The organism is Paenarthrobacter sp. 2TAF44, from assembly GCF_052114885.1.
Lineage (GTDB): Bacteria > Actinomycetota > Actinomycetes > Actinomycetales > Micrococcaceae > Arthrobacter.
The window spans coordinates 194,011-217,434 of sequence record NZ_JBFRFP010000004.1 but is presented as its reverse complement, the minus strand read 5'-3'; the positions used below and the strand labels follow the sequence as shown (position 1 = coordinate 217,434).

The window sequence follows — 23,424 nt, the reverse complement described above, 5'->3', positions numbered from 1 at the left end:
CATTCAGTAGTAGGCATGCCTCTACTTTGGCGGCAACCGACGTCCTCTGCACCCGGCGCCCGCGGAGCAGGCGCAACTCTGGGGCTAACGCGGAACCGTGACGGTGACAGTCGTGCCGGAGCCTGGCCGGCTGTTCAATCCGATGGTTCCACCGTGGGCTTCGATGATGGCTTTGCTGAGGGGTAACCCCAGACCCGCCCCGGGTATTGCCGATTCCATTGCCTGATCGGCCCTGAAGAATTTGGTGAAGGCTTCGTCTTGTTCTTGTTCGGTCATACCGATCCCGTGATCGCGGACGGAGAGTTCCACTTCGCCGTTATTTCCCCGGAGGCCGATGACTACCTGGGTGCCTTCGGGCGAGAACTTGATGGCGTTCGACAGCAATTGGTCAATGGCTTTGGCGAATTGGCCAGGGTCCACATCTGCCGCTACATCTCCGTGGATTTGCAGTGCAATGGTGATACCTCTTGCGGCTGCCGCAAGCCTGGCGTTCTTGACTGACTCCTGGAGCAGTTCCGAAACGTTGGTGGGCCGGCGGCGCAGTTCGAGGTCTTCGGAAGCGACAAGAAGCAGATCATTGACGAGGGTCAGCAGACGTTCAGCGTTCCGTTCGATGATGCCCATGAAGGCAGGATTTGGCTGGTCGTCGAGTATTTCCAGGTATCCGAGAATGGACGTGAGCGGAGTTCGAAGTTCATGGGAGATCGTGGCAACGAACTTGTCGCGGGCCGTTTGCGCCTTCACCAGTGCTGTGACGTCGGTGAAAGCAATGATGGAACCCTTCATCTGGCCCGCTTCGCCGAGCAGGGGGCGGGCGGCGGCGGAAAAGGTGCGCTGCTTCTCGCCATCGCCTACGCGCACAAGTCTGTTGGTGAAACTGGCGCCTCGGACAGCAAGATCGGCCGGACTGTTCCGTTCCTCATTGGAGTGAGCAGTCCCAACGGTGAACGGATTCACGGCGTCCGTCGACTCGTGAGCCCATGAACGGTCGGCGCGAAGGCGACGGTTGGTCAGAATGTCAGCACCGTTTGTGTCCATGGCCCAGACACCAACGTTGACGGTTTCAAGGACAGTGTCCAGGAGTTGCGCATGTTCTTTGGTGGCACCATGGAGCCGCACCAACTCGCGATCCTTTCGGTCCATCCGGTCGCTGTGTTTGATCAGCCCGCGAGCAACAGCATGCCCGGTGATGGCCAAACCACCCATGATGGCAGGGAAGACAATCATGCGGATCAGCTCTGACCGTTCAACCTCGTGACCCAACACCAAGGGCGAAGCCACGGTGGCGCAAAGCGGTGCCAGGATGGCCAGGGCCACGTGGCCCTTCCTGGCGCTGACCGACAGCCAAATCACGGGGAAGGCCATGACCAATCCCACGACGCTGAGAACGGGCCCGCCAACCTCGCGCAAGAGGCCCAGAGCGAGACAATCCAGCACGGGGATGAAGACGAAGCTCCATGAAGGGAGACGGTTCCACGGAAGCACGAGGCATGCCGCCAGGATCACGATGTGCAGAAAGAGGACCAGGAAGAACGCCGGATGCAACAGGCTGGCGGGGTTGAAGAGAAGGGCCAGGAAAACAATCAACGTCACTATCGCCACCATCGGCAGCTGACACAACACAATCGCCCTGCGCCTTGCGATTCTGCTGAAGTAATCCTCCAACGGCAAGAAAACGCTATCCCCCATAGCCAAGCACCATCCATCCCCCAGATCTGAAAAACCAAGCCCTGCTGCCAAGCATAGTCCCGCTCAAACCTCCAACGCGGGGTCATTTAGGGCCCGTCGCGACGGGATTTATGGGCCGTAACTGACCCCGCGTTGCGGAGATGCGTTCGGGTCAGGCCTGTTTGCGGCTCGCGATCTCGTCAGAGAGCTGCTGCACTCGGGTAGGGTCCGCGTCCTGGGCAAGGGCGACGTAGTGATCCATGATCGCCGGCCGGTAGCGCACAGGCAAGGTCTGTCCTGGGGCGAGCCGGGTGAGAGCGGTGATCGTGAGGTCTTCGTCTGCAATGCCGCGGAACGATATGCCGTCGGCGGTCTCCACGTCGAACATCAGGACCACGCGTGGATTGCTGTTGACCTCCCGCCAGTCGACGAGAACGCCGAGCGCAAGCGCTCCATTGCGCAATTCCGCATTGCGCTTCCGGGCATCACTGCTCAGGAGCGGATTCGCGGCGACGCCCGGGAAGTTGGGCCCGACACCGAGCGACTCCCGACTCAGGTCGGGCCCTGAGCTCGTCCATCAGATCGTTGAGCGTCTGCTTCTTTGAACCGAACATCCTGCCCCTTCGCTGACACCGGTGCCGAAAATCCTTGGCCATGCGCTTCGCCCTCACCGCGAGTGTACATCGCCCAACGCGGGGTCACTTCGGGCCCATTCCGAGGGGATTTATGGGCCGTAACTGACCCCGCGTTGTGGAAAGTCCGGCCGTACTGGACCAAGTACCCGGCAAGTAACCAAGTAGTCGGGCTGGCCGGAAACGAGTACCCACTACTCGTGACGGGCCCCTCCGGCAGCCGATTCAATGGAGCACAGAGGATCTGAAATGACGTTTGTTGGAGGGGTTTACGTTGAGTACAGGAATGGAATCGGCCGCAATGTTCGCGGGGTCGCTGCCCGGGCTTCTCCTTATGTCCGTGGGGCAAATAATGGTAGTGGTGTGCCTGTGTTTCGATATGGTGCGTGCGCTGTCCGTGCCAAGTTCACGCCCCCGGTACGTGGCTAATACGATCTTCAGGACGTTGGCGGTGCCTTCCATCCTTGTGATGGGGATCAGCGCGCTCGCTGAAGCGGTCAGCTGGTCATGGATTCAGGTGGCCATGAGTATGGCCGTGCTGGTGATGATCATCTTCCGCTGGCACTACAACAAGGATGAAGACAACTGGTGGAAGGGCAAGGGCAAGAAGTTGGCCCGGTGGGCGCGTAAGCAGCTCTCGGCACCACCCGTGGTTGCGCCTGCAATGGGCTGACGAAAACTCCAGGATAAGGCCGTGCCAATGATGGCGCGGCCTTTTTTGTGCGGGTAAGGCAAGGGAATTCCTAGGATTAGCGCAGGAAATGCGCAGGTTCCAGAGGCTTTCCACAGGAAGTCCCAAGGACTCCGAGATGGGCCTCTCTCCGTTGCTACGTTGATTGGGAGCTGGTATCGGGCCAGCCCAAATCCCAACTCGCTCAGGAGTTTTCAAATGTTTGTCACCCTCTCCAACATCGCATCCCGCGCCCGTCGTGAAGAGAACGGCGCTACCGCCGTCGAATACGGCATCATGGTTGCGCTCATCGCCGTGGTCATCATCGTTGCTGTAACCCTGCTCGGCGGTAACCTCGTCGAGACCTTCAACAGCTCAGCCTGTGCCGTCAAGGGTGGCACATGGACCGCTACTACTGCCGCCGGCGTCGCGGGTAGCTGCTCAAAGTAGTCGGACTCACGGCGGGTACCCGGGTGGGTGGGTCGGTGGCCCCACCCACCCGTTCCTCTTTCAACTTTTGATACGAAGGCAGATCCACATGCACAGGACATCAGAACGGGGTGCCGTAGCGGTCGAGTTCGCGTTGCTCGCACCCGTCCTGATCCTCCTGGTTCTGGGGATCATGGAATTCGGGCGCGCCTACAACGCGCAGGTCTCGCTCACGAACGCCGCCCGCGAGGGCGTGCGCGTGATGTCCATCGCGAATGATCAGTCGGCAGCCAGGACCGCGGCGAAAAACGCGGCTGTAACTCTGAACCCAAAGCTGGCAGATGCGAACTTCACCTTCAGTGCTACCAGCTGCACGTCCGGCGCGCAGATGTCCGTCACCGTCAAGTACACACTCAGCACCCTCACGGGAATCGCAGGACCGTTCCCGATGCAAGGCGTAGGGGTGATGGTATGTGGCGGATAAAGGGCAATGACGACGACGGCGAACGCGGGGCCGTCGCGGTCCTCATAGCTCTGATTCTGGTTGCGTTACTTGGCTTTGCCGCCCTCGCTGTGGATGCAGGAAAGCTCTACTCGGAAAAGGCGCAAGCGCAGAACGGATCCGATGCCGCCGCCCTGGCCGTGGCTGAGAAGTGTGCCGTCAGCACCAGCGATCCGAATTGCTCGAGTACGTCCCAGATCGCCAAGGACATGGCCAACAAGAATGCTGTGGACGGCCTTGGAAACATCAACTCGGTAAACCTTGATCTGACTAACCGGAAGGTAACCGTGTCCGCCGGCTCCCAGCAAGCGGGTGGTGCTCCAAATGCCGTTTCGCTGGTCTTCGGTCGTGTCCTTGGCATGAATTCCGCGGACGTTGTGACCTCATCGACCGTACAGTGGGGCAGCCCACGTAAGGGAACTACTCCATTCCCCCTGACGTTTTCGATCTGCCAGGTGCAGGGCTACGTTGGCGGCGTCCAGCAGCTTTTGCAGGCTCACGGCACGGGCGCCAACCCCAGCTGCAACTACGGGCCTTCAGGCGCGGCAGTAGAGGGTGGATTCGGATGGATTGTCCAGGATCCTGGCTCCTGCGGTGGCACCATTGACCTGGCGCTGAACAAGGGCGGCAGCGCACCGGGGAACAGTGCGCCGCCAAATTGTTCCACCACCCTGAACAACTGGGCCGCCACCATCAACGCCGGAAAAGACATCATTGTGCTGCTTCCGGTCTTCAATTCCGTCACCGGCACGGGAAGCGGAGCCATTTACCACCTGATCTCGTTTGCAGCATTCAAAGTGACGGGATGGAAGTTCAGCGGCGGCACCACTCTTCCGGACGTTTTCCATAACCAGAGTCCCTATGTTTCCTCCTCGCTGTCCTGCACCGGGAATTGCCGGGGGATCGTGGGGAGCTTCGTCAAATACGTGTCGCTGGCAGACGGCTACACGTTGGGGCCGGTGGATGCCAACGGGGTCACCGTAGTACGCCTGACCAACTAGCTTTTCCAATTTTTGAAGCACAGGAGTGTTAAGTGAAATCACGCTTATTGGCAGGATCGGCAGCAGCGCTGCTGGCGGTCATAGGGGTGATCCTCGTGTTCGTCTACGCGCAGGGCGCGGATCAACGGGCTGTCCAGAATCTTGCCCCTGTTGAGGTCTTGATGGTCAAGGCTCCGATTCCCGCCGGCACCCCGGTAGAGGCCATGAAGGCTTCCCTGGCTGCCCAGCAGCTTCCGCAGTCTTCCGTCCCCGCATCGGCACTCAAGACGCTGGGCGATTCAACCGGAAAAGTTGCTGCCGTGGACCTCGTTCCGGGCGAACCATTGGTGGCCGAGCGCCTTGTAGCTCCGGAGGCACTGAAGACTCCGGGGAACGTCGCAGTGCCTCCCGGAATGCAAGAGGTCTCATTCCAGGTGGAGCCTGTGCGTGTGGTGGGCGGACGGGTGGTTCCTGGTGACCACGTCGGGATTTTCATTTCCATGGAAAGCGGTGGAATCGAGTCCAAGCCCGATAAGGAAACCACCCAATTGTCCATTCACAAGGTGCTTGTGACTGCAGTGCAGCGGGCCCCCGAGCCAGCACCTACGAGCCAGCCCAGCCCTGCCCCCAGTCCCGGGACCACAGCACCTGATCCCAAGGACAGCACCCTGCCTACGGGTTCCCTGCTCCTGACCGTTGCAGTGGGCGACTCGGACGCAACCAAGATCGTTTTCGCCTCCGAGTTCGCCAAAATCTGGCTGAGCAAGGAACCGGTGGACGCCCAGGAGAGCGGACCCAGAATCATCCAACGGAGCGAGGTGTACAAGTGAGCCGGTTTGTCCTGATAACGCCCAGTGCTGAATTTGATCAGCGGCTACGTCAAGCCGTTGCCGGCGGCCTCCCCGGAAGTGTGCAGACCTTCTTCACCAGCGTCCTGCCTGTTGACCCCGCCGAGCTCTTCGGCGCCCTGAACCAGGGACAGCTTGAGGTGCTGATTCTGGGGCCGGACGTGCCGGTGGAGGAAGCGATGCGCTTGGCTACGGTCCTTAACGTTCAGGTACCCGAGCTCAGCGTGGTTCTTGTCGCGGAGCCGCAGCCGGACTTCATCCTCCAGGCGATGCGATCCGGCATCCGCGACATCATGAGCCCAGCGGCGGACATGGCCGAGATCAGGGTGACCCTGGAGCGCGCCTGCCAGTCGTTCGCCACCCGTCAGCGGACTTCGGAACCTAAGCCAGCAGGCGCCCCCAAGGGACTGGTGATCGGCGTCTTCTCTCCCAAGGGCGGTGTGGGTAAGACGACCATCGCCACGAACATTGCTGTGGGGCTGGGCAAGATAGCGCCGATGAGCGTAGTCATCGTGGATCTGGATTTGCAGTTCGGGGATGTCGCCTCGGGGCTCTACCTCAATCCGGAGCACACTGTTACCGACGCTGTCACACCGTCGGCCAGCCAGGATTCCCTGGTACTCAAGGCCTTTCTCACGGTCCATCCGGCGAGCATCTATGCCCTTTGTGCGCCTAAGAACCCCGTTGAAGCAGATGAAATTACTCCGGAACAGGTGGCTCGGCTGCTTGAGCAACTTGCCGAAGAGTTTCAGTACGTGGTGGTTGATACAGCCCCTGGACTGCCTGAAATCGGCCTCGCAGCGCTGGAGCAGTGCACCGATGCGGTGTGGGTGTCAGCGATGGATGTACCAAGTGTTCGGGGCCTGCGCTCCGGCCTGGATATCCTTCGCAAGCTCAATCTGCTCCCGGAAACCCGTCATGTGGTGCTCAACATGGCCGATTCCAAGTCCGGGTTGTCCGTCCAGGACGTTGAATCCACCGTTGGTGCCCCCGTCGACGTGAGCATCCCCCGGTCAAAAGCAGTCGCGCTCTCCACCAACCGGGGAATTCCAGTGCTTCAAGAGGGGGCGAAGGACCCGGCAATCAAGGGCTTGAACCATCTCGTTGAACGCTTCAACCCCGCATGGCGGGCCTCGGCCCAGCGAAAACTGCACAGAAGGGTGGTAGTCCAGTGAAGCTGTCCGAACGTCTGCGTGACGCCGAAGAAGAATCCGCCGGTCCAGGGACTGCGCTTGGGCAAGGACCAAAGCCACTCCCGACGACGAACCCCACCTTTGCGCAGGCCGCACAGCAGGCCAAACCAAACCTTCAAACGAAGGCCACGGTTGCGTCGAAGCCTCACCTCTCGGTGAAATTGGCTGATCATCCGGACGCTCCGATGCCAAAGGCCCAGCAGCCGGTGGACGCATTCGCTGCCCTCAAGCGACGGGCTGCAACGGCATTGTTTGAGCGCCTCGGTGCGAGGTTCAACGACTCGGCCTTGAGTGAGCAGGAGCTGCGGACTGCTGCCCGGGAAGAGCTGACCAGAATCATTGACGCTGAACAGGTGCCGCTCTCTCCTGAAGAGCGCAGTCGGCTTGTGGCGGACGTGGCTGATGATGTCCTGGGCTACGGGCCACTGCAACGCCTGCTGGATGACCCCGAAGTCACGGAGATCATGGTCAACAGGATGGACCAGATTTACGTCGAACGGCGCGGCAAACTGATCCTCACTGATTCGGGATTTAGCTCCGAAGATCATCTGAGAAGAGTTATCGAACGCATCGTCTCCAAGGTGGGACGCCGGATCGATGAGTCATCCCCGCTGGTTGACGCCCGGTTGGAGGACGGCTCACGCGTCAATGCCGTGATTCCGCCGCTTGCTGTTGGCGGCTCGTCCCTGACCATCCGAAAATTCAGCAAAGTGCCTTTGACCATCAGGAATTTGATCGACTTTGGCACGCTGACCCCGGAAATCGCCGAACTTCTGAATGCCTGTGTCAAAGCGAAACTGAACATTATTGTTTCCGGCGGTACCGGAACCGGCAAAACCACCTTGTTGAATGTCCTGTCTTCTTTCATCCCTGAGGACAACCGCATAGTGACCATTGAGGACGCCGTGGAGCTGCAGATCCAGCAGCAGCACGTGGTCAGGCTTGAGAGCCGGCCACCAAACACGGAGGGCAAGGGCGAAGTCACGATCCGGGAGCTGCTCCGAAACTCCCTCCGCATGCGGCCTGACAGGATCGTGGTGGGCGAGGTGCGTGGGGGAGAGTCGCTGGACATGCTGCAGGCCATGAACACAGGGCACGACGGCTCACTCTCAACGGTGCACTCGAATTCTCCACGAGACGCCGTGGCCAGGCTTGAAACGCTGGTTCTTATGGCTGGAATGGACTTGCCACTGCGGGCAATCCGCGAGCAGCTCGCGTCCGCCGTGAATCTCATCATCCAAATTTCGCGTCTCCGCGATGGAACCCGCCGGATTACCCATGTGACTGAGGTTCAAGGCATGGAGGGCGATATCGTCACACTCCAGGACGCGTTTGTTTTCGACTATTCGGCCGGCGTTGATGCTCACGGTAGGTTTCTGGGCCGACCGGTATCTACGGGCATCCGTCCCCGGTTCATCGACCGTTTCATGGACTTGGGCATTCATGTTTCGCCCGAGCTTTTTGCGGCTCCACTGACGTCGACGCCGAGGACGTGAGCGCGCCATGATTCTTTTCTTTGGGCTGGCCCTCATGCTGTCAGCCATCGTGCTGTTCGGAGTAGCCGTCATTCTGCCTAAGACCCCCGAGGTTCCGCTGGACCGGAGGAGGCCCTACCAGGTGCTTCCCGGTTCCCATCTGACGCGATTTACCGGGTCCGCCACGGACATGATTCATGGTGTATTGACGCGGCGCAACGTTCGGCTTTTCAACCGGGAACAGCTCGACGACGCGGGTGTGCGAATGAGCCAGGCGGACTTCGTCGTTTTGGTGATTGCAGGCGCGGTGGTAGGAGCTTTGATCGGGTTGGTTGTCGGCGGCATTCTGGTCGCGATTCTCCTCAGTGTCCTGGCACCCTTCGTGGCCCGGCTGGTCCTGAAGTTCCGCGCGGGCAAAAGACGTGACAAATTCGAGGATCAATTGGGTGACACACTACAGCTGCTTTCTGGTGGACTAAGGGCTGGCCACAGCATCCTCCGCGCCATCGACGCCGCGGCTGCGGAATCAGTCAGCCCCACATCCGAAGAAATGCGCAGGGTCATCACGGAGACAAGCCTGGGACGGGACTTGCAAGCTTCCCTGAACGATACGGCGGAGAGAATGCGAAGCGAGGATTTCGTATGGATAGCCCAAGCGATCCAGATCAACCGCGAGGTGGGTGGGAACCTCGCAGACGTGCTGGACCAGGTGAACGACACCATTCGCGAACGCAGTGAAATCAAAGGACACATCAAGTCCCTGGCTGCAGAGGGAAAGTTTTCCGCGTACATCCTGATGGCTCTTCCGGTGGGAATCGTCATCATGCTCATGATCGTCAACCCCGGCTATATGAACGTAATGTTTACCAATCCGCTCGGTTGGGTGATGATCGTGGCTTCCGTCATCTTGATGACCATCGGTGGTCTGTGGATGCGCAAGATCATCGATTTGAAATTTTGAGGTGAACCTTGCACCCTTTCCTGCTTTTATCCTTGTTGCTGGTTCCGTTGCCGAGCGCCTATTTCGCGTGGTCCCTCCTTTCAACTGACCGGAGGACCCCGCGGGCAGTCCGCGAGCTGCTCTCCAGGGGTCAAATCGCTATTGAAGTGGAGCAGCAGAACAGGAGCGGGGGCTTGGAGCGCCTCGGATACAGGCTGACCCCTGGTAGCTACGTCCAGAAGCTGGATAGGCTGCTGGCGCTGGCCGGCCGTCCGACCTCGCTTCCGCTTGGACGTGTCCTCGCAGCCAAGCCCGCGCTTGGCCTTCTCGGCGCGATTTTCGGTTTCTTTATCACTACCACCAGCCAGAGCGGACTCATCAAGCTTGTGGGGATCTTTGTGGTCCTGCTGGGATATTTCATTCCCGACCTGATGCTTTATAGCAAAGGTCAGGAACGGCAGAAGAAAATACAGTTGGAACTGGCCAACACGATGGACCAGATGCTCATTTCGGTTGAGGCTGGCCTCGGCTTCGAAGGCGCCATGGCCCGCGCGGGAGAAAACGGCAAGGGACCGCTGGCGGAAGAAATCGTGAGGACACTCCAGGACATGCAGGTTGGGCGGAGCCGCCGCGAGTCCTATCTCGCGTTGGCCCAACGGACCAACATTCCTGAACTCCGAAGCTTCGTGCAGGCGGTTATCCAGGCCGACACGTACGGGATTGCCATTAGTCGCGTGTTAAAAGTTCAGGCGAAGGTTATGAGGGTTAAGCGCCGGCAACGCGCCGAGGAGAAAGCGATGAAGCTTCCGGTAACAATTCTCTTTCCCCTGCTATTCTTCATCTTTCCGGTCCTGTTTATTGCCATTCTGGGACCAGCGGTCATCAACACTATAACAACGCTCAGTGGTGGATGAAGCAGCGCAGTTAATTTGCATATTAAAAGTAACTCAAGAAATCAGGAGGGGCTGAGGATTTGCTCAAGATTAGCGCAAGATCGGTTTAAATCTGAGTTCAGGAAGTAGCATCGGGTTATGTTCAGTTCAGATTTCAGTGAGGTCGACGAGCGTGGGGACTCCGACCATATCGGCCCAGCGGAGGGTTCCACGTGGAAGCCCGACGCCGATCGGCGGCCGATATTGGACCTTGCGGAATTCCAGCTCTTGGAAGATCAGGTGGGCGATCCTGGCATAGCTCGCAAGTTTGCAAGCGACTTTGCCCGGCTCTGGCGAGTACGGTACGAAAGCCTCGCCACCGCCGTCGAACATGGCGACGAAGCCGCGGCACTGGACACGATCTTGAGCCTCAGAACCTCTTCTGCCATGGTGGGCGGCGTTCGCCTTTCGGTTCTTGCAGCCCTGCTTGAGGAACACATTCTGAACGGTGAATTACGCAATGCCCAGCCTCTCCTTGATGAGATTGCCGAGTGTGGTCAGCGCACGGTCAAGGAGCTAAGGAAAAGCTACGTACTAAGGAATGAAAGTCCGGAACCGGACCCCATTTCCTAATCCGGTCTTTTCGGTGCCAGTCGATAGCCGACTCCCCGGATCGTCTGCAGAAACCGCGGAGATTGTGAATCTTCGCGCAGTTTTCGGCGAAGATTTCCAATGTGGGTTTCAACGGCCCGTTCGTCGGCCTCGCTGATATAAGCGTCGTCGTCGTAATAATCACCACGGGCAGCACGGACCAGGTCAGCCCTTGTCCGCACTTCCTCCGGGTTGCGAAGCAACTCCAGCAGCAGATCGAATTCGCTTCTGGTCAAAGTCAGGGGAGAACCATCCAGGGCAACTGTCCGGGATTTGTAATTCAACGACAATCCATTGTGTTCAATGACCGCATCATTGCGTCCATTCGAACGGGCCAAGCCAGTGTCGCCGGCATCCTCAGGCAAAGACAATCCAACGCCCACGCGCGGCCGCCGCATCATCGCTGTGACTCTTGCCCTTAGCTCGCGGGGCAGGAACGGCTTTTTCACGTAGTCGTCCGCGCCCGTCAGAAAAGCGGTCAGGGTGTCCGGTTCGTCTTTGCGTGCAGTGAGCATGACGACGTAGGCATCACTGAATTGTCGGATTCGCCGTAAAACCTCGTGACCATCCATGTCAGGAAGTCCGACATCCAATGTGACCGCCACGGCTTGATGATGTCGGACAACTTCGACGCCTTCACGTCCGGTGGCGGCGGAGTGGACCACAAAACCCGCCTCTTTTAGGATGGCGCCCACCAAGTTTCGGACGTCTTCATCATCCTCAATGACTACAGCAACCCCAGGCTCGTTCATTGATTCCCTCGAGTCGGCGCACATCCCCGCAAGCCCAGCGCAAAGCGGGAAGCGTCACCCAATACGTACGATACAAGCATTCAAGTTTTATAGCACCTAATATGTGCAATATGCGTCGTCCCAACGTTCCGGTTTTACGCTCCGCCCCGAGCTCTTCCCGGAATCGGCGCGAAACGATATTTGGTCCGTGTCCCCCCAACGAAGGACTCTGCCTTGACTGAGCAGCCTTTACTCCGCACAGCCGCCCGCATCTTTAGAAAACTGACGCCCAGGGCCCGGGTAGCCGTCTGCGAATTGCCTTTGACCCTGGTAGTCGGAGGATTGTTCGTCTCTGCCCCTGCCCTTTGGCCAAATCTCATACAGAACGGGCAGTTTGTCACCGGAATCTTCATGCACGGGATGCTTTTCTTGAGTTGCTTCCTAGTGCCGTGGGAGCGTCTGGCGCCGGGCGCAAGCCTGGCCATCCCCGTCCTGGATCTGGTTGCCCTCGCATTCACGCGAAATGGTGCCTATGGCTCGCTGCCAGGCCTCGTCGTTCTTGCACTTTTTCCTGTGATCTGGTTATCCGCGTCAGGCCTGCGAACCAGGTCCAGCCTTATCATCAGCTTTCTTGGTCCCCTCATCATTGCCCTCCCGCCGTTCATTTCGCACTTGCCAAAACCCCCATCGTCCGACATGTTCTCGGTTATCGTCTTGCCCCTGGTGATGTTTGCCGTTGCAGTCACCATTCGGCTCTCCGGCTCGAATGCCAGGATCCAGCAACAGCGTGTCAGGCAGCGTGACCAAGCTTTGCGGCAATTGCTCGCGGCGAGCAGGGATCGCGAAATGCTGCTTGGGACGATCCTGGACACAATCGACGTCGGAATTGTCGCCGTCGATTCCAAGGGCGAGACGCTTTTGACCAACAACCAACAAAAAGAATTCCATCGCGTGGCGACTCCATCCCGGTCTGGAGCAGCTCCCACACGGGACGAGCTCCTGATCTTTGGCCAGGATCGGCTGACACCGCTTCCGCCCGAAAAAAGCCCCACTCAACGGGCCGCCCAGGGGGAAACGTATTCGGATTACCTGGTGTGGTTCGGTACGGGAACCGAACAGCGGGCAATTTCGACCGCCGCACGCAGCATGAAATACGGCGTCGACGAAGGTTTTGGCGGAGCCGTCATCGTGTTCCGCGACGTGACCGACGTCGTCCAGGCCCTCGCAGCCAAGGATGAACTGGTTGCCAACGTCTCGCACGAATTCGGGTCCCCGCTGACCTCGATCCTTGGCAACTTGGACTTGGTGCTCCGGGGCGATGAAGAGCTCTCGGATAGAGCGAGGACCCGGTTGGAAGTCGCCGAGCGCAATGCGGAGCGGCTCCGCGTTCTGGTGGACGATCTGCTCATGTCAGCCGCGGCAGTGGAGAGCATCCACCTGCGGCGTACCGACGTCGCGGGCCTGGTTGAAAACAGCTTGGTTTCAGCCCACGCGCAGGCCGATTTTGCCAATGTGGGGCTTGTGGCCGATGTACCTTCGCCGCTGTGGGCAGATGCTGATCCATTGAGGTTGGGGCAGGCCCTGGATAACCTCGTTTCCAATGCCATCAAGTACTCCCCGGGTGGTGGACGAGTCACCGTGAGGGCCGCCCGGAACGACGGGTGGATCCAGCTGGAGGTTCAAGATACCGGCATGGGTATGACCACAGAGGAGACGTCCAAGATTTTCACGCGCTTCTTCCGGACAGGTGCTGCCCGGCAGGCCGCCATCCCAGGCGTGGGCCTTGGACTTTCCATTACAAAGTCCATCGTGGAACGGCACGGCGGCAGCATCACGTGCACCAGTACACCCGGAAGGGGCAGCACTTTTACTTTGTCGCTTCCGGCAACGGCATCCAAGGAGAACGTGAAGGCATAGGCCGGTTCAGTGCATAAAGCCGCTGCCGTCCCAGTCACGGTCGTACTTACCGCACCGCGCGCATCGCCTGTAACGGCCGCTGCCATCCTCTGCTGATTCCACGTGCCAGGCGTGGCTCAAGTTCAGTTTGCACATGAGCATCTTGAGCATGGCGCTCTCCGTTCTTAAGCACGCTCAACCCCGCAAACCGTGGTTGCTTCGTGCTCCCTCAGTTTAGGCAGCGCGCCCTTTCGGCCGATAGGGCATTGGCGTTCAGGCTTGCCAGGAAAATGTCCTGGCAAGCCCGTGATAGGCGGACTCCGTGTCGTAGTCTGATGCGTAGTTGGGCCAGCTGCTAACGAACGTGCCTTGGGGGTTATTTTCAGTGGGGGATTTGATGACGAATGACACGGATGGTGCGTCTTACGGCCAGTTGAACGTGCCGGCGATGCCGCTGCAACAGCCGCAGTCCTTCGCGCCGCCGGGCTCGCCTCCGTATGGATCGTCGCAGCCCTTTGCAGCACCCGCTGTTGCTCCGGCGCCACACCAGTACCAGCAGCCACCTTTCCAGCAGGGGCCGTTCCAGCAATCACCTTTTCAGTACCAGCCGTATTACCAGCAGCAGCCATTCCAACATCCTGGCTTCGGACCCCCACCCTTTCCGCAGAATCCTGCGCCGGAAAATTGGTCCAGCGGTTCCAGGAAGCGCTTAGGTCCATCCTTTTGGATCGTCGGGGCATTGCTTGCCGTACTTGCCCTGGCCAATGCTGTTACGGGGAATGGCGAATCGATCCTGATCTTCATCGGCCTGGCAGCGTTGCTTACTGGTCTCTATTCGCTCATTTTCAAGAGGCCCTCTTGGGTTGCGCTACCAAGCAAACAGGCGGCGATAGTGGTTGCGGTCGCGGGAGCGGCCTCGCTTTTCCTCGGCGTGGTTGCTGCCGGGACTGAAGCCGTTCGTGATTCGGCCGTTGCCGCTGCTCCAGGAGCTGCTCCGCAAGGTCCGAGCACCCTCCAAGACGGGATCATCCAAGACGGGACGTGGATCGTTGGGAAGGATATCGCGCCGGGCACGTACCGAACCACAAAAGAAGTCACACGGGCCTGCTCCTGGCAGATCACGCGCCCAGACAGCATTGACAGCTCCGAGGGAGCTGTGACGAGTGGATTCCCCCTGGTGAAACTGGTCCGGGGCCAGAGGTTCATCACCGAAGGCTGCGGAGGCTGGGCAAAGCTGTAGTCTCTGCCCAGCAGCCGCTTGTAACTCCACTTCTTTGTTTCCGTAGAACTATATTCCATGGAAGCAAAGTGTTAGAGTCTCTTCATGATCAAGGGCATCGAAACTGGGTCTCTATATCCTCTCTTCAGCGAACTGACCCGATTGGAAACCGAGCTGTGGGACGCGCTCGATAGCAGATTGCGCAAAGAGCATGGCCTCCCTATGAGCAGATTTGAACCAATGGCCGTCGTCGATCGCCTGGGTGCGTGCCGGGTTTTCGATGTGGCCTCGGCTCTTGCGATTACCGTCGGGGGCACGAGCAAGCTCATTGACCGGATTGAAAAGGCCGGACATTGCCGTCGGAGAAATAATCCGGACGATCGCAGATCCTCCCTCATCGAGCTAACGGCGGACGGCCGCATGCTGCTGGAACGGGCCAGGAAGACTGTTGAAGCCGAGCTGGATCTGCGGCTGAATCCCGTGCTTACCGAGCAGGACACGCATGATCTCGTGGAACTGCTGGGCCGGCTGCGAAATGCCAATCGGTCGACGGCGGCTGCCGAGCGAGCGAGCTGACACGCTTGCGGGACCCGGGTTCATCAATCAATAGCCGCTAACCAGCGGTATATGCCGTACCCAATAGAGACGTGAAGGAAGCAGCAAAATGACTGAAGAGCTCCGCGGACGCATGGACCGATTCGTTGAATTCATCAATTCAGCCGACGAAAAGATTGGTGATGAGATCATCTCACCGTCGGCAACGTTCCATGTGCCCTTTCTGCCAGAGCCAGTGCAGGGTCCAAGCGGCTACCTCGAAATCATCGGGATAATGCGACAGGCGTTTCCCGACGTTCAGTGGTCACTGGAGGAAACCATCATTGAAGGAAACACGGTTGCCGCACGATTCATCCTTCGTGGCACACACCGAGGAGACTTCCTCGGCGTACCTGCGACAGGCAAACCCATCCAAACGCAGGCAATGAACATCTATCGATTCACAAACGGTCAAATCAGTGAAGAGCACGGTCTCCCGGACCTCTTCGGACTGATGATGCAAATCCGACAGGACTAGGTGAAGGTCCCTGTGCCCAGGTGGTTCAGCCGGTGAATTCGTTGGCGCCCAGAGCGAAGTCCCAGTGGCCCACCCCGTTGCCAGCGAGGCCCACCGTGACCAGGCCCATTCCTTCGAGCCAGTGAGCCATTTTCAGGCCGCCGACGTCCCGAGCGCGCAGCCCGAGGCTCTTGATGAATGCCGCCACGTCCTCCTTTGCCTGCCCATTGTCACCGGCGATGAAGACGTCGGGCTGACCCTTCTCCAGGACATTGCGGAAGATCGTGTTGAATGCCTTCACCACGCTGGAGCCAACAGGGGCAATTTTGGCGACTTCCTGCGCGATTGAGGTCGCGTCCTTATGGGCCAGCCCGTCGAACGTGGGGTTGAAGGGATTGCTGATGTCCACGATGACCTTGTCCGCGAGGGCGTCTCCGAACTCGGCGACCACCGGAACGACGCCGTCGTACAACAGGGCGGTGATGACGATGTCCCCGGCAGGTGCGGCACCCCACGTACCCGCCGTCGAACCCCCGCCCAGAACCTTGGCCAGGCGATCTGCCTTGGACTGATCACGTCCCATGACCTCGACCGTATTGCCGCCCGCCACCGCGAGCGTGCCGATGGTGCGGGCCATGTTTCCGGTGCCAATAATGGTGATGCTGCTCATGAGTTGTGCTCTTTTCTTGGTCTCTAGGTGTGTTTCAGAGTGAGGTGGTGCCGCCGTCTGCCACCAGTTCCAGGCCATTGACGTAGCTGGAGTCGTCGGAGGCGAGGAACAGGGCAACTGAGGCGATTTCTTCGGGACGGCCCATCGTTCCGCGGGGAATGAGGGCTTCGAATGCTGCCTTGGTTGCGTCGTCGAAAAGTTCTGCCTGTTTGGCCGTGGCCACTTGCCCGGGGGTCAGGACGTTGACGCGGATCTTCCGGTCGCGCAGTTCGTTGAGCCAGACGCGGGCCCAGGCTTGCTGAACAGCTTTGCTTCCCGCGTAGAGGCTCCATCCGGGGAAGGCGCCGAGGGAGGCGTTGGATCCGGTCATGAAGATCGAGCCGTTGTCGTTGATCAGCGGCAGCGCCTTCTGCACCGTGAACAGCGTGCCGCGGGCGTTGAGCGAGAAAGCGCGGTGGAATTGTTCTTCGGTTATCTCGCCGAGGGCGGCCGGTTCGCCCATCCCCGCGCTTGCCCACAGCACATCGATCGAACCCTTTTCCCGCTTGACGGTGTCGTACAAGCGGTCCAGGTCGTCCAAGTCGGCCGCGTCACCCTGGACGGCGGTGACGTTGCGGCCGATCAGTTTGACGGCGTCATCCAACGCTTCTTGCCGTCGGGCCTGGATGAAGACGTGTGCTCCTTCCTCGACGAAGAGTTTTGCGCCTGCCAGTGCCATGCCGGTGGATCCGCCGGTGATCACAGCGATCTTGCCATCAAGCTTTCCCATGAGTGCTCCATTCATTGCCGCGCCGATGCTAAGTACACCGATCTGAGTGCTTAACGTATCCACGTCATTGGATGGAGCGCAAGTTAAGTACACCGATCAGTACCGTTTTTGGGCTAAGCTGGAGGTATGACGGAGTTGGAGAAGGGGCCGAGGGGAATGCGCCGCGGTAGAGGTGCGCGGGAGCGCATCCTCAGCGCATCGCAACAGCTGTTCCGCGATCAAGGCATCAACTGCACGGGGATGGACCAGCTCTGCTCGGTGGCTGAGGTGTCCAAGCGAACGCTTTACCAGCACTTCCCCGGCAAGGACGAGCTGATTGCCGAGTGCCTCCGCCAGTTCGATCCCGATATCTTGCCCGAGGTCTTCGACCGCACCGACCTCACACCCCGCGAACGGCTCCTCGCCATCTTCGACATCCATGCGCCCCTGTGCCCGTTCATCGCGGCGGCCGTCGAAATCCCCGACCCCGGTCACCCGGCACGCGAGTACGCCCGCAACTACAAGAAAGACTTTGCCGCCCGGCTCATCGATACCGCCCGCGACGCCGGCGCCAACAACCCCGAGCAGTTGGGTGAGCAGCTGGCGCTGCTCCTGGACGGCGCCTCAGCCCGCAGCCGGGTCCTCAACACCGACACCTTCGCCACCGCCGCCGCCATTGCAGCCGTCCTCGTAGATAACGCCCTTCCCGCGGCAATGTCAGTGGGGCCGGGATACACTTCGTGATGGCAACGTGGGGGACGTCCCCGTTGCATGCGAGAGGGCGCGCCAATGGGACAAGAACAGCCGCAGACCGATCAGTCAGATTCTGCAGGTCAGTACGACGTTGTGACGGTGCCAACAAGCGGAGCGCCCGCACTCATTCCTGACGGTGCTACAAGGTTCAGGCGCTATTGTCTGGGATTCTTCGACCTGATATCAGGGTTCTTAACTGCGGGGATTACAGTCGTGTACACGGTAGCGGGGAACGGGGAATTTCAGGACTACCAGACTGCCGGCACATTCGTACCCGCCGGATGGATCGCTGCCGTCGTTGCCATCTGCGTAGCCTTCGGCGTGGTTGCTCTCGCCGGCATCTTTGTTGGGATCTGGAATCTGAGTGATTTGAAAACAATGACCCCCGCGCCGCTGATCGCAGCTATCGTTTTCTCCGCGGCTTCCATCGCCATGACCTTGGTCTTCTTCCCCGGTCCATTAGCTGACCCACCCAAAGTTGCGTGGTCCCTTCTCCACGGTCTTGTCATTGTTATGACGATCAGAATCCTTCGGCAAGAAGGTATCCGCTCCCTCAAGGCTGCTATCCGGGGCCCTCGAGCCGCTCCTTAAGCCGCCGGTGGCTCGCTGGGGCACCCCGCGAGGCGAGCTGACGTACGGCGGGCACGAGCGCCTTGCCGAAGCCGTGCCCTTCGAAATCGAGCTCGAACGTCACACGCGACCTCGCGCCGTCGTCGAGCGGTTCGACGTCGATGCTCGCGTGAGGGCGGATCGGGCCCTCGACGCCGTGTGCGGAGAATCGATGCGGCGGCTGAACCTCCGTGATCTCCTGGGTCATCGTGCGCTCGTTGGGGCCGATCCGGCGGGTGGTGGTGAACCGCGACCCGACCTCGCGGCTGCCCGCGCCCTCGAAGTGCACCTCCATGACGTCAGCCTGCCACTCCGGGAAGCGCAGCGGGTCGCTCGCATACGCAAAAACCTCATCTGGCGGACGGTCGATTTCTATGGTGTGCGTGAGTGCTGACATGGCTTCTCCTTCTCCTCCGCTTCACGAGATCGCCTTCCCATCCTCGCCAGTCGATCACTGATCAGCGCTGGTCGCGGCACGAAACATGCGGCGGCGGACCCAGTTCCCGTGTCCGATGAGGGATCCTTCACGGCAATGTGTAGACAGCCTCTTTCTCAGCATCTTCCCTGAAGCCCGCGCCGTTGATAAGGACGATTAAGGCAAGTCCTGAACGGTGTTACTGCAAAAGGGGTTCTCCAACTCTCATCGTGCCACGGTCTTACGACGTCTCAGGTGATCTGCGCCTGAAGCCGCTATTGACTTCGGTACCGGAACCAGCGAAACCAGAACCGCGCAGCGAGCAGGACAAAGCAGATGACGAGCACGAGGAGTGCGAACTCCGGGTCTGTGATGTAGACGATGACGGCCCCAATAGGGAGGGCCGAAATGATGATGGCTCTGACAAGCAATTCCAGGGGAGTCGTTTTTTCGACTATCCTGGCCCGCGTTCCTGGGCTATCTGTTAGACCCAGGAAATCGGTGATCCTGCGTCCGAGTGAACCTTCACTCTTCTCGTTCATGATCTCAGCTTAGGTCAGCGAAACTTCCCTAGTCCCGGTGCCCCGCAAAAGGGGTTGGGTAGCAGCGCCACCTGACTGGCGGGACCGATAGTTACCCAGGGCGAGTGCGGCCACATAGGGCGCCGTCGCCAGGAGCGTCTGGACGATGCGCCACGGACGGGACAGGATGGTCCTAGCCCACAGCCCGGCAGTCGGCCGCATGGTGTGAGCGGATTGGGGGAATGATTATGGTTCCGGTCTTGACGCTCTGTTTCGCGGTGCTGCTGTTGCTCGGGGTTCTTATTTCCGAGCTGGCTAGCCGGACTGTGCTTTCCACGGCAGTGCTGTTCCTGGTGGGCGGCTTCGTCCTTGGCCAGGGCATGCTGAATGTCCTCCCCATACACTCTGATGATCCTGTCGTCGGGGTGCTGGCCCAGTTGGCCCTGTTCTCCGTGCTTTTTACCGATGGCATGAAGGTGGGGCTGTCGGATCTGCGCAGGGCCTGGCGCCTGCCTGGCCGGGCACTGCTCTTCGGGCTGCCGCTGACGCTGGTCATTACCGCCCTGCTGGCCCGTTACATCGTTGGACTGCCGTGGCTTCAATGTCTGCTGCTGGGGGCAGTCCTCGCTCCCACCGACCCCGTGTTCGCCGCCGCCATAGTCGGCCGCAAGGAGGTCCCCGGGCGCCTGCGGCACCTTCTAAATGTTGAATCGGGACTCAACGACGGGCTGGCACTCCCGGTCGTCCTTGTCCTGCTTGCCCTCGGTGGCGGAATCGACGTCGAAACCGGGGTGCTCGCCGAAGAAATAATCCTGGGACTGCTGGTCGGGGTTCTTGTCCCGCTGATCGTCATTTGGCTGGAGCGGCTGCCGTTTTTGAAGGCCACGAAAGGCCTTCAACCCCTGGTTGCCGTATCCATCGGGCTGCTGGTGCTTGCGATCTGCCTCGTGACCGGGGCCAACCTCTTCCTCGCAGCCTTCTCGGCCGGCATCACCGTGGCTACAGCGGGCCCGGGCTTCCGGGAAGAATTCGAACAATTCGGTGAACTCGTGTCCGAGCTGCTCAAGCTGGCCGCCATCCTGGTATTTGGTGCCCTCATAACCCCAACCTTTCTGTTCGGAGAAATTGGATGGACCGGATGGGTGTTCGCCCTGCTGGCCATTCTGGTCGCCCGACCGGTCGCCTTACTGGTGTCTTTCCTCGGCACACGGCTGCCCCTCAAGGAACAGCTCGCAGCCATGTGGTTCGGTCCGAAAGGCTTCGCCTCCGTCGTCTACGGGCTGCTCGTGCTCGAATCAGGCATGGCAAGCTCAGATGAAGTCTTCCATCTCGTGGCCCTGGTCATCGTGCTGTCCATCCTGGCCCATTCCTCCACCGACGTCCTGGTTGCCAGGCAGTTCGAAGGAAGCCCGGTCGCAGGTGGCGCCGATCAGATGAAGTAGCGCATCCAAAGATAGAGCACAGCTATGGCGATCATGACAGGCGTGACGATAAGTCCGTACTTGGTGAAGGTCCAGAAGGAAATCGGCTCGCCGTGACGTTTGGCGATTCCGATAACCACGACATTGGCACTGGCGCCCACTGCCGTTGCATTGCCTCCAAGATCGGCGCCGAGCGCAAGGGCCCACCAAAGCGGCTGGGCCGCCGCGCCGCCCCCGCGGACCAGATCATCGGTTATCGGAGCAAGGGTTGCCACGTACGGGATGTTGTCGATGATGCCGGAAGCCACTGCCGAAACAATCGTCAGCCACATGGCGGCGAGCCCGTAGTCGTTGCCGACGATGGCCGCCGCTGCCTGCCCAACCGCATCTATGACGCCAAGATTAGCCAACGATCCGACCATGATGAACAGGCCAGCAAAGAACACCAGGGTTTCCCATTCGACATCGCCGAAAACCTTCTGCGCCTCGAGGCGCGCAAGCATCACCAGCAGCCCTGCGCCGAACATCGCCACGATCGCCGGCGCGAGTCCTGTCAGCGGATGAGCGATGAATCCAAACAGCACCGCGCCAAGGACCACGAGGCATTTGATCAGGAGCGATTTGTCCCCGATTGCCTCTCTCTCCTTGAGTGCCATTATTCGTGCCGCACGCTCGGGCTGATAGCGGAATGCCGAGCGGAACAACACCCGGCACAGGGCGATGAAGACAAGCAGGAGAATCGCTATCAGGGGCGAAAGGTTGACGATGAAGTCGTTGAAGGTCAGTCCTCCGCGGCTGGCGATGATGATGTTTGGCGGGTCGCCGATCAGCGTCGCGGTCCCGCCGATATTGCTGGCCATCACCTCAGCGATCAGGAAGGGGGCTGAGGGCGCGGCGAGCCGTTCGCAGACGAGGAGAGTCACGGGCACGACCAGCAGCACGGTGGTGACGTTGTCGAGAAAGGCAGACAGGACGGCGGTGATCACCACCAGCATGACCATGATCGCGTAGGGCCGCCCGCGTGCCTTCTTCGCCGCCCAGATGGCAAGAAATTCAAAGAGTCCCGTTTGCCGAAGGATGCCGACGATGATCATCATCCCCAGAAGCAGGAAGACGACGTTCCAGTCGATTCCGGTGTCTTGGGAAAAGAAGATGCCATGATCATCCGTCGCGCCGATCAGGATCATGGCGGCCGCGCCGCCCAGGGAAGCCGTGACGCGGGGCACTTTCTCTGTTGCGATCAGGACATAGGCTCCAACAAAGACCGCCAGGGCCAGCAGGATCTGTACGCTCACGCTGAACCGTTCCCCTGTCCCGCGTCAGAGCGGTCTTGGAGGATCGCGCTCATGACTGCGGGTAGTGTCACGAACATAGGAGTCTCATGCCGTGGGCCCCTTACCCGCACGATCTGAGTGCGTGCTTCGACCATCCTGGCTGCGACTTCGATCAGCGTGTCTCCGGGGTCGACCGTCAGGATCTTGCGCACGGCGACCCGGTCGTCGGCAATCAGCTCGGCGATCGTGCGTCGATCGAGAACGTCCCACAGTTCTGCGGCGCCCTTCTCATCAAAAACGCCGGCCAGTGAGGGATCATCAAGAACATAGTCCGGAATCATGAGCTGCAGTACGTCCACGGCGGAAACAATCGCCACAGGTGTACCGGCGTCGTTGGCAATGACGAGACCGACCATGCCGCCCCCAGCGATGAGCCGTCCCGCCTCCACGGCAGTTGTCTCCCTATGAATAACCGGTAAAGAAACCTGCAGGTCAGCGGCACGCATGGCACTCCCTCAGCTCAAATGGCTCACCCTCATGCTAACCGAGCATGATTCCCAAGGTCTTGTCCCGCCAAGTGCACCGCGCCCTTGGGGCTGCAACCTTCCCCTCGGTCGGCAACTGGGGGTTCAGCACCGCGGGCTGGTCTAAGGCAACCAGGCGAGGCCGAGGTTGGCCGTGGGTGTCCGGCCAATTCCCGAAGCGCGGGAGAACCTAGCAGCGATTTTGGGGTCTCGGCTTTCGGGTAATGCTAGGAGTTGTGTGAATCGGCATCGGTTCAAATTGGCTGAGCCTTCATGGCTGCGACGTGCCGAGTAGATGGCCTGAGGGAAAAGAGTAGGTGCTGTCAGCGCCGAGCACCATGAGATCCATGGGCGGTCTTGGCCGTTCGACCAAACGCGTAATGACTTGGACGAGGATCACGCCGGTCAGCCTAGCGCCGGCCAGCAAGAGAGGCCGCCAGACCCTGTCGGATCGCCACCAACGAGCGCACGATTACCCAAGAGATCACGGAGATCGAGCCGCCCCGTCGGTTCGCCGCACACGGCGTTGAGGGCCCGATCCGCCCTCACGCGAGCATCGACGTCGAACCGCTCGACGACGGCGAAAGGTCCCGAGCGACGTTCGAGCTTGATTTCGAGGGGCACGGCTTCGGCAAGGCCCTCGTGCCCGCCGTACGTCAGCTCGCCTAGCGAGGTGCCCCAGCGAGCCACAGGCGGCTCAAAGAGAGGCTCGAAGCGCCAAGATAATGCGGC

General features: G+C 59.9%; 28 protein-coding genes. 17 read left to right on the top strand and 11 right to left on the bottom strand.

The window, feature by feature from the left end:
- Positions 1-84 precede the first annotated feature (84 nt).
- Complete coding sequence (locus AB4Z15_RS06555) at positions 85-1,593, bottom strand: sensor histidine kinase (RefSeq protein WP_442003590.1); 1,509 nt, start codon at positions 1,591-1,593, stop codon at positions 85-87.
- Positions 1,594-1,840: 247 nt separating this feature from the next.
- The gene (locus AB4Z15_RS06550; protein WP_442003591.1) at positions 1,841-2,131 is read right to left on the bottom strand and encodes a hypothetical protein; all 291 of its coding nucleotides are present in this window, start codon (positions 2,129-2,131) and stop codon (positions 1,841-1,843) included.
- Positions 2,132-2,751: 620 nt separating this feature from the next.
- Between AB4Z15_RS06550 and AB4Z15_RS06545 the strand changes: the two genes are divergently transcribed.
- The 10 genes from AB4Z15_RS06545 to AB4Z15_RS06500 all read left to right on the top strand — a co-directional run bounded on the left by AB4Z15_RS06545 (position 2,752) and on the right by AB4Z15_RS06500 (position 10,842).
- Positions 2,752-2,973 (top strand): hypothetical protein, encoded by a 222-nt coding sequence (locus AB4Z15_RS06545; protein ID WP_442016618.1) that lies wholly within the window; start codon positions 2,752-2,754, stop codon positions 2,971-2,973.
- 216 nt (positions 2,974-3,189) lie between these two features.
- Positions 3,190-3,420, top strand: a complete 231-nt coding sequence (locus AB4Z15_RS06540; RefSeq protein ID WP_442003593.1) for a Flp family type IVb pilin — start codon at positions 3,190-3,192, stop codon at positions 3,418-3,420.
- Between the two features lie 88 nt (positions 3,421-3,508).
- Positions 3,509-3,883, top strand: a complete 375-nt coding sequence (locus tag AB4Z15_RS06535) for a TadE/TadG family type IV pilus assembly protein (RefSeq protein WP_216926392.1) — start codon at positions 3,509-3,511, stop codon at positions 3,881-3,883.
- On the top strand, positions 3,871-4,902 hold the full coding sequence (locus AB4Z15_RS06530; protein WP_442003594.1) for a Tad domain-containing protein: 1,032 nt from the start codon (positions 3,871-3,873) through the stop codon (positions 4,900-4,902). The genes AB4Z15_RS06535 and AB4Z15_RS06530 overlap by 13 nt, the downstream gene beginning before the upstream one ends.
- 32 nt (positions 4,903-4,934) lie before the next feature.
- Positions 4,935-5,711, top strand: a complete 777-nt coding sequence (gene cpaB / locus AB4Z15_RS06525) for a Flp pilus assembly protein CpaB (protein ID WP_442003595.1) — start codon at positions 4,935-4,937, stop codon at positions 5,709-5,711.
- Positions 5,708-6,904 carry an AAA family ATPase gene (locus AB4Z15_RS06520; RefSeq protein WP_442016617.1) on the top strand — a complete coding sequence of 399 codons (1,197 nt, stop codon included), beginning with the start codon at positions 5,708-5,710 and terminating at the stop codon, positions 6,902-6,904. The genes cpaB and AB4Z15_RS06520 overlap by 4 nt, the downstream gene beginning before the upstream one ends.
- Positions 6,905-7,107: 203 nt before the next feature.
- On the top strand, positions 7,108-8,418 hold the full coding sequence (locus AB4Z15_RS06515; RefSeq protein ID WP_442016664.1) for a CpaF family protein: 1,311 nt from the start codon (positions 7,108-7,110) through the stop codon (positions 8,416-8,418).
- Positions 8,419-8,425: 7 nt separating this feature from the next.
- On the top strand, positions 8,426-9,358 hold the full coding sequence (locus tag AB4Z15_RS06510; RefSeq protein WP_442016616.1) for a type II secretion system F family protein: 933 nt from the start codon (positions 8,426-8,428) through the stop codon (positions 9,356-9,358).
- Positions 9,359-9,366: 8 nt separating this feature from the next.
- Positions 9,367-10,251 carry a type II secretion system F family protein gene (locus tag AB4Z15_RS06505; RefSeq protein WP_442016615.1) on the top strand — a complete coding sequence of 295 codons (885 nt, stop codon included), beginning with the start codon at positions 9,367-9,369 and terminating at the stop codon, positions 10,249-10,251.
- Positions 10,252-10,368: 117 nt separating this feature from the next.
- A complete protein-coding gene (locus AB4Z15_RS06500) occupies positions 10,369-10,842 on the top strand; it encodes an Hpt domain-containing protein (protein WP_442016614.1) in 474 nt (157 codons plus the stop codon).
- On the opposite strand, the gene AB4Z15_RS06495 is transcribed toward AB4Z15_RS06500, so the two are convergent.
- The gene (locus AB4Z15_RS06495) at positions 10,839-11,612 is read right to left on the bottom strand and encodes a response regulator transcription factor (RefSeq protein ID WP_442016613.1); all 774 of its coding nucleotides are present in this window, start codon (positions 11,610-11,612) and stop codon (positions 10,839-10,841) included. The genes AB4Z15_RS06500 and AB4Z15_RS06495 overlap by 4 nt on opposite strands.
- A 213-nt stretch (positions 11,613-11,825) precedes the next feature.
- Between AB4Z15_RS06495 and AB4Z15_RS06490 the strand changes: the two genes are divergently transcribed.
- From AB4Z15_RS06490 to AB4Z15_RS06475, 4 genes are all read left to right on the top strand, one after another.
- Positions 11,826-13,508: a sensor histidine kinase gene (locus AB4Z15_RS06490; protein ID WP_442016612.1), complete on the top strand. Its 1,683-nt coding sequence runs from the start codon at positions 11,826-11,828 to the stop codon at positions 13,506-13,508.
- 376 nt (positions 13,509-13,884) lie between these two features.
- Positions 13,885-14,727 (top strand): hypothetical protein, encoded by an 843-nt coding sequence (locus AB4Z15_RS06485; RefSeq protein ID WP_442016611.1) that lies wholly within the window; start codon positions 13,885-13,887, stop codon positions 14,725-14,727.
- 84 nt (positions 14,728-14,811) lie between these two features.
- Positions 14,812-15,282 (top strand): MarR family winged helix-turn-helix transcriptional regulator, encoded by a 471-nt coding sequence (locus AB4Z15_RS06480; RefSeq protein WP_442016610.1) that lies wholly within the window; start codon positions 14,812-14,814, stop codon positions 15,280-15,282.
- Between the two features lie 88 nt (positions 15,283-15,370).
- On the top strand, positions 15,371-15,778 hold the full coding sequence (locus AB4Z15_RS06475; RefSeq protein WP_442016609.1) for an ester cyclase: 408 nt from the start codon (positions 15,371-15,373) through the stop codon (positions 15,776-15,778).
- 25 nt (positions 15,779-15,803) lie between these two features.
- Here AB4Z15_RS06475 and AB4Z15_RS06470 read toward each other — a convergent pair whose 3' ends face one another.
- Both AB4Z15_RS06470 and AB4Z15_RS06465 read right to left on the bottom strand, forming a co-directional pair.
- On the bottom strand, positions 15,804-16,427 hold the full coding sequence (locus AB4Z15_RS06470; RefSeq protein ID WP_442016608.1) for an NADPH-dependent F420 reductase: 624 nt from the start codon (positions 16,425-16,427) through the stop codon (positions 15,804-15,806).
- 34 nt (positions 16,428-16,461) lie between these two features.
- Positions 16,462-17,196: an SDR family NAD(P)-dependent oxidoreductase gene (locus AB4Z15_RS06465; RefSeq protein WP_442016607.1), complete on the bottom strand. Its 735-nt coding sequence runs from the start codon at positions 17,194-17,196 to the stop codon at positions 16,462-16,464.
- Between the two features lie 126 nt (positions 17,197-17,322).
- On the opposite strand from AB4Z15_RS06465, the gene AB4Z15_RS06460 reads away from it, so the two are divergent.
- Both AB4Z15_RS06460 and AB4Z15_RS06455 read left to right on the top strand, forming a co-directional pair.
- On the top strand, positions 17,323-17,919 hold the full coding sequence (locus AB4Z15_RS06460; RefSeq protein ID WP_442016606.1) for a TetR/AcrR family transcriptional regulator: 597 nt from the start codon (positions 17,323-17,325) through the stop codon (positions 17,917-17,919).
- Between the two features lie 45 nt (positions 17,920-17,964).
- Positions 17,965-18,519, top strand: a complete 555-nt coding sequence (locus tag AB4Z15_RS06455; protein WP_442016605.1) for a hypothetical protein — start codon at positions 17,965-17,967, stop codon at positions 18,517-18,519.
- Here the strand turns inward: AB4Z15_RS06455 and AB4Z15_RS06450 are convergent.
- The 3 genes from AB4Z15_RS06450 to AB4Z15_RS06440 form a co-directional block, all read right to left on the bottom strand.
- The gene (locus AB4Z15_RS06450; protein ID WP_442016604.1) at positions 18,491-18,934 is read right to left on the bottom strand and encodes an SRPBCC family protein; all 444 of its coding nucleotides are present in this window, start codon (positions 18,932-18,934) and stop codon (positions 18,491-18,493) included. The genes AB4Z15_RS06455 and AB4Z15_RS06450 overlap by 29 nt on opposite strands.
- 293 nt (positions 18,935-19,227) lie before the next feature.
- Positions 19,228-19,494, bottom strand: a complete 267-nt coding sequence (locus tag AB4Z15_RS06445) for a hypothetical protein (RefSeq protein ID WP_442016603.1) — start codon at positions 19,492-19,494, stop codon at positions 19,228-19,230.
- A gap of 9 nt (positions 19,495-19,503) precedes the next feature.
- Positions 19,504-19,695, bottom strand: a complete 192-nt coding sequence (locus tag AB4Z15_RS06440) for a hypothetical protein (protein WP_442016602.1) — start codon at positions 19,693-19,695, stop codon at positions 19,504-19,506.
- A 38-nt stretch (positions 19,696-19,733) separates the two neighbouring features.
- On the opposite strand from AB4Z15_RS06440, the gene AB4Z15_RS06435 reads away from it, so the two are divergent.
- Positions 19,734-20,915 carry a cation:proton antiporter gene (locus tag AB4Z15_RS06435; protein WP_442016601.1) on the top strand — a complete coding sequence of 394 codons (1,182 nt, stop codon included), beginning with the start codon at positions 19,734-19,736 and terminating at the stop codon, positions 20,913-20,915.
- On the opposite strand, the gene AB4Z15_RS06430 is transcribed toward AB4Z15_RS06435, so the two are convergent.
- The 3 genes from AB4Z15_RS06430 to AB4Z15_RS06420 form a co-directional block, all read right to left on the bottom strand.
- Positions 20,903-22,189: an ArsB/NhaD family transporter gene (locus AB4Z15_RS06430; protein ID WP_442016600.1), complete on the bottom strand. Its 1,287-nt coding sequence runs from the start codon at positions 22,187-22,189 to the stop codon at positions 20,903-20,905. The genes AB4Z15_RS06435 and AB4Z15_RS06430 overlap by 13 nt on opposite strands.
- On the bottom strand, positions 22,186-22,674 hold the full coding sequence (locus AB4Z15_RS06425) for a hypothetical protein (RefSeq protein WP_442016599.1): 489 nt from the start codon (positions 22,672-22,674) through the stop codon (positions 22,186-22,188). The genes AB4Z15_RS06430 and AB4Z15_RS06425 overlap by 4 nt, the downstream gene beginning before the upstream one ends.
- A 423-nt stretch (positions 22,675-23,097) precedes the next feature.
- Positions 23,098-23,382, bottom strand: coding sequence for a hypothetical protein (locus AB4Z15_RS06420; protein WP_442016598.1), 285 nt, complete (start codon positions 23,380-23,382; stop codon positions 23,098-23,100).
- Between the last annotated feature and the right edge of the window lie 42 nt (positions 23,383-23,424).